Origin of the sequence: Tabrizicola sp. (assembly GCF_031377265.1) — a bacterium.
Lineage (GTDB): Bacteria > Pseudomonadota > Alphaproteobacteria > Rhodobacterales > Rhodobacteraceae > JAUYQR01.
Genome location: NZ_JANMET010000047.1, coordinates 1 through 5,159 on the forward strand (window position 1 = coordinate 1; position 5,159 = coordinate 5,159).

The window sequence follows — 5,159 nt, forward strand, 5'->3', positions numbered from 1 at the left end:
TACGCCTGCCACGTCGCCAAATACTGGTTCGAACAGATCGCGGGCCTACCCGCCGAAATCGACATCGCCTCCGAATTCCGCTACCGTGAACCGCCGCTTTCGCCCACCTCCTGGGCGCTCTTCGTCTCGCAGTCGGGCGAGACCGCCGACACCCTCGCCGCCCTGCGCTACGCCAAGGACAAGGTCGCCCGGATCGTCTCCATCGTCAACGTCCCGACCTCCTCCATCGCCCGCGAAAGCGACCTCGCTTTGCCGATCATGGCCGGGGTCGAGGTCGGCGTCGCCTCGACCAAGGCCTTCACCTGCCAACTCACCACCCTCGCCCTCCTGGCGCTGAAAGCCGCCCTCGACCGTGGCCGCCTGACCCCCGAATCCCTCGCCACCCACCTCGCCGCCCTGCGTGCCCTGCCAGGGTTGATGAGCCACACCCTCACCCTCTCGCCGCAGATCGCCGCCATCGCCGACGATCTTGCCAAGGCGCAGGATGTCCTGTTCCTCGGGCGCGGCGCGATGTTCCCCCTTGCCCTTGAAGGCGCATTGAAACTAAAGGAAATCAGCTACATCCACGCCGAAGGTTATGCATCGGGTGAACTGAAACACGGCCCCATCGCGCTGATTGACGCCGCCGTCCCGGTGATCGTGCTGGCCCCTCGCGATGCCTTGTTCGACAAGACTGTCTCCAACATGCAAGAGGTGATGGCCCGCCATGGCCGCGTCCTCCTGATCTCCGACGCCAAGGGCATCGCCGAGGCGGGCCAGGGTGCCTGGAAAACCGTCACCATGCCCGAGGTCGACCCCGCCTTCGCCCCCATCCTCTACGCCGTGCCCGCGCAGCTTCTCGCCTACCACACCGCCATCGCCAAAGGCACCGATGTGGACCAGCCAAGAAACCTCGCAAAATCGGTCACGGTGGAATAGCCAAACCCCTAAACCCCATCTAAAATCCGCTTCCTCTTCACCAAATATCCCACGGGAGGTCTGGAGGGTGTGAAACCCTCCAGTCCGCCCTCTCAGACAGGAGCCCCCATGGGCAAGCGCTTCCCCGATCTGCAACCCGACCAGATCGCCTTCATCGGCGAACAGCACCTGTTTTTCACCGCCAGCGCCGCCCCCGGCAGCCGCATCAACCTGTCGCCCAAGGGCATGGATTGCCTCAGAATCCTCATGCCCAACCGCATCCTCTGGCTCAACCTCACCGGCTCGGGCAATGAAACCGCCGCCCACCTCGCCCTTGATCCGCGCATCACCCTGATGTGGTGCAGCTTCACCACCCGCCCGCTGATCCTGCGCGCTTACGGAACGGCCCGCAGCATCCACCGCAACGATCCCGATTGGCCTGCACTGGCCGACCATCTCCCGGATCAGCCCGGCGCGCGGCAGATTTTTGACGTCGCCATCGACCTCGTGCAATCCTCCTGCGGCTTTGCAGTGCCGTTCATGGACTTCCGCGAAGACCGTCCGGTCCTCAAAAACTGGGCCGAAGACAAAGGCCCCGACGGCCTCGCCACCTACTGGGACACCCGCAACCGCGAAACCATCGACGGCCTGCCCACCGGGATCGAGGCCAATCTGTGACCCCGCTGGCCCAACTGGAAGCCCTCGCCAACCCCGCCAAGGCCGCCGAGATGCTGGCCTATCACAAGGCCGCGCGCCGCTATCTCGGCATCCCGGTGCCCGATATCGAAACCCTTACCGACCAATGGCGTGCCGAGCGGTCACTCGACGACCGCATCGCCCTCGCCGCCAGCCTGTGGGACACCGACATCCACGAAGCCCGCGTCGCCGCCGCCAAACTCCTGACCCAGGCCCGCATCCGCCCCGATGCGGCCGTCTGGTCGCTGATCCAGTCCTGGGTTCCCAGCTTCGATGCCTGGGCCTTGGCCGATCACGCCGCCATTGCGGGCCAAAAGCGTCTCACCGCCGATCCGTCCCGCCTTGACACCGTGGAAACCTGGGTGGCGTCGCCGCATCTGTGGACGCGCCGCGCGGCCCTGGTGATGACCCTACCCTGGACCAAACAGAACCACCCCAAACCCGAGGAAGGTGCCGCGCGTGACCGCATCCTCGGCTGGTGCGCGGCCCTTGCCAATGACAAGGACTGGTTCATCCAGAAGGCCGTCGCCTGGTGGGTCCGCGACCTCTCCAAACACGACGCCCCGCGTGCCCGGGCCTTTCTCGCCCATCACGGCGCAGCGCTCAAACCCTTCGCCCGCAACGAGGCCAGCCGCTACCTCGCCGACTGACCGGCGGGCAACTCACGGCCCGTAGACCGTCACCTCCGGCAGCTCGGTCAGGCTCAACCCAAGTGCCTGAAACGCCGCCAGCGACAACAGCGCCCCACCCGTGCCCGGGCGCAACTCCACCGCAAGACTTGCCCCCGATGCGGTGACCACCCGCCCCATCACCGGTGCTGTGACCAGTGCCGTCGCCAGCCACAGCCCCTGCTCGGCCGGCGCGCCAAGCGCCACCGTCACCCGGCCCAACTCCCGCTCGCCGCCCGTCGCAGGCGCCGCCAGCGCCGCCGCTTTCTCTGCCTCAGTCGTGGTGTCCAGCGCCTCAGCCGTAACGCCTGACGCGCCAAGCGGCGCCACCGCCACCGGCTCGGCGGGCGCAGGTTTTCCCTGCAGCCGCTGCATCATTCCACAGCCCGACAGGGCCAGCATCACAACCAGGATCACGATGTTTTTCATGGTCCAAGCCTACCCCGCCGCCCGCGCCCCCGCAACCGTCGCATCCGGCCTTGTGCGGGTCCCCGCGCGGGCCTACCTTCTGCCAATGACACAGCTTATCGATCCCTTCGCCCGCGCAATCTCTTATCTGCGCGTCTCGGTCACCGACCGCTGCGATTTCCGCTGCACCTATTGCATGTCGGAAAACATGACGTTCCTGCCCAAGGCCGATCTCCTGTCGCTCGAAGAACTTGACCGCCTGTGCACCACCTTCATCCGCATGGGTGTGCAAAAGCTGCGCATCACTGGCGGTGAACCCCTTGTACGCAAAGGCATCCTCACGTTTTTCGAGGCGATGTCGCGCCACCTTGGCACCGGTGCGCTGAAGGAACTCACCCTCACCACCAACGGCTCGCAACTGACCAAATTCGCCGAACCCCTCGCCGCCCTCGGCATCAAGCGCATCAACGTCAGCCTCGACACGCTCGATCCCGCCAAATTCGCGCAGATCACCCGCTGGGGTCGCTTGCCGCAGGTGCTTGACGGCATCGCTGCCGCCAAAGCCGCCGGCCTGCGCGTCAAGATCAACGCCGTGGCCCTCAAGGGCTTCAACGAGGATGAGCTGTTCTCCCTCACCGACTGGTGCGCCGCCAACGACCACGACCTCACCTTCATCGAAGTGATGCCGATGGGCGATGACATGGGCAGCGCCACCCGGCTTGACCAGTACTGGCCCCTGAAGGATCTGCGCGCCCGTCTGGCCGAACGCTTCGCCCTGACCGATCTGACCGAACAGACCGGCGGCCCCGCCCGCTATGTCAGGCTTGCTGAAACCGGCCAGAAGATCGGCTTCATCACGCCGCTCACCCATAATTTCTGCGAAAGCTGCAACCGCGTGCGCCTCACCTGCACGGGCGAACTTTACATGTGCCTCGGCCAGGAAGACATGGCCGACCTGCGCGCGCCCCTGCGCGCCAACCCTGAGGATGCAGGACTTGAACAGGCGATCCGCGCCGCCATCGCCCGCAAACCCAAGGGCCATGATTTCGATTACTCGCGGCAAAAGGTTGCCGGAAAGATCGGGGGCCAGATGACCCGCCATATGAGCCATACCGGCGGCTAACCACTTCCTCTTCTTCAAATATCCCCGCCGGAGGCCTTTGCCGGTGGCCGCATGCGCCGACGGCACCGAAGCATCGGCCCCCTTCGGACGGCGGGTGGGTGGGTGGGGCCGTCCGAAGGGGGCTTCCCACATCTGGCAATGGCGCTTGCCTGTCAGAATCCGCACCGCGGCACTCTGCTCATCCCGGGCCTGCGACAAGCCCCTCCGAACCGCGTCAGCCGCCCCAGGTACGCTCCAGCACGGCCAGCCAGTTTTCCCGTGCAAGCTTTGCGATCAACGCCTCGCCAAAGCCATGCGTCCGCAACGCCCCGATCAGCGCCGGCAGGCCCGCCACATCGCCAATCCCCCGCGGCACCACCGCGCCGTCAAAGTCTGACCCAAAGCCCACATGGTCCTCGCCCAGCGCCCCGATCAGATGGTCCAGATGGCGCAGCACCGGCTCCCATCCCATCACCGGGTCATCGCGCCCGTCCGGGCGCAAGAACACCGTCGCGAAGTTCAGCCCCACCATCCCGCCAGACCCGCGGATCGCACCCAGCTGCCAATCCGTCAGGTTGCGCGATGACGCGCAGACCACATGCGCATTGGAATGCGTGGCCACCAGCGGCGCATCCGACAGCCGCGCCACATCGCGAAACCCCGCCTCGTTCAGATGGCTGAGGTCGATCATGATCCGCAGCCGGTTGCATTCCGCCACCAGCGCAACTCCCGCCTCGGTCAGCCCCGGCCCGGTATCGGGACCCGAAGGAAAGCGGAATGGCACCCCATGGCCAAAGATCGTCGGCCTGCTCCACACCGGGCCAATTGACCGCAGGCCCATGGCGGCAAACAGATGCAGCGCGTCCAGATCCGGGCCAATCGCCTCGGCCCCCTCCATATGCAAGACCCCGGCAATCACCCCCTCGGCCATCGCGGCGCGGATCTCCGCCACCGTGCGGCAACAGCGAAACGCCCCGCCCGACACCCGTTCCATCCAGTGAAAATGCCCCGCTTGCGCCATCGCCACACCCAGCGCCGCATCGGCCCGCATCAACGGCGGCAGCGGCACGTCATAGGGCGGCTCGTGCATCGCGTCATGCAAGGCATCCAGGTCTTCCAGCACAGGTGACGGCACATAGATCGCGAACAACCCGCCCGCAAAGCCGCCCGCCCGCATCCGGGGCAGGTCCAGATGCCCGCCCTCAGTGCCCTGCAACCAGATCGCCTCCCGCTTTTCCGGGGCCTTGAACAGCCGCAATAAAAGGTCGTTGTGCCCGTCAAAAACCGCCGTCATCGCATGCGCTCCCGCTCGGGCCCCTCGGGGCCAGTCTCATCCTGCACTCAACATCGGGAACGTCACCCCCAGCGCCCAGGCAAAAGCCAATCCC

General features: G+C 66.0%; 6 protein-coding genes. 4 read left to right on the plus strand and 2 right to left on the minus strand.

The window, feature by feature from the left end:
• The 3 genes from RMO18_RS02800 to RMO18_RS02810 form a co-directional block, all read left to right on the plus strand.
• Positions 1–918: isomerizing glutamine--fructose-6-phosphate transaminase (locus RMO18_RS02800; RefSeq protein WP_309663804.1), on the plus strand; the 918-nt coding region annotated here is incomplete at its 5' end.
• A gap of 108 nt (positions 919–1,026) precedes the next feature.
• On the plus strand, positions 1,027–1,575 hold the full coding sequence (locus tag RMO18_RS02805; protein ID WP_309663805.1) for a pyridoxamine 5'-phosphate oxidase family protein: 549 nt from the start codon (positions 1,027–1,029) through the stop codon (positions 1,573–1,575).
• Entirely contained in the window at positions 1,572–2,243 is a 672-nt protein-coding gene (locus RMO18_RS02810; protein WP_309663806.1) for a DNA alkylation repair protein, read from the plus strand. The genes RMO18_RS02805 and RMO18_RS02810 overlap by 4 nt, the downstream gene beginning before the upstream one ends.
• Before the next feature lie 12 nt (positions 2,244–2,255).
• Here RMO18_RS02810 and RMO18_RS02815 read toward each other — a convergent pair whose 3' ends face one another.
• Positions 2,256–2,690, minus strand: a complete 435-nt coding sequence (locus tag RMO18_RS02815) for a hypothetical protein (protein ID WP_309663807.1) — start codon at positions 2,688–2,690, stop codon at positions 2,256–2,258.
• An 85-nt stretch (positions 2,691–2,775) separates the two neighbouring features.
• Between RMO18_RS02815 and moaA the strand changes: the two genes are divergently transcribed.
• The gene (gene moaA / locus RMO18_RS02820) at positions 2,776–3,792 is read left to right on the plus strand and encodes a GTP 3',8-cyclase MoaA (RefSeq protein WP_309663809.1); all 1,017 of its coding nucleotides are present in this window, start codon (positions 2,776–2,778) and stop codon (positions 3,790–3,792) included.
• 214 nt (positions 3,793–4,006) lie between these two features.
• Here the strand turns inward: moaA and RMO18_RS02825 are convergent, their stop codons facing one another.
• Positions 4,007–5,065: a dipeptidase gene (locus RMO18_RS02825; protein ID WP_309663808.1), complete on the minus strand. Its 1,059-nt coding sequence runs from the start codon at positions 5,063–5,065 to the stop codon at positions 4,007–4,009.
• Positions 5,066–5,159: the final 94 nt, after the last annotated feature.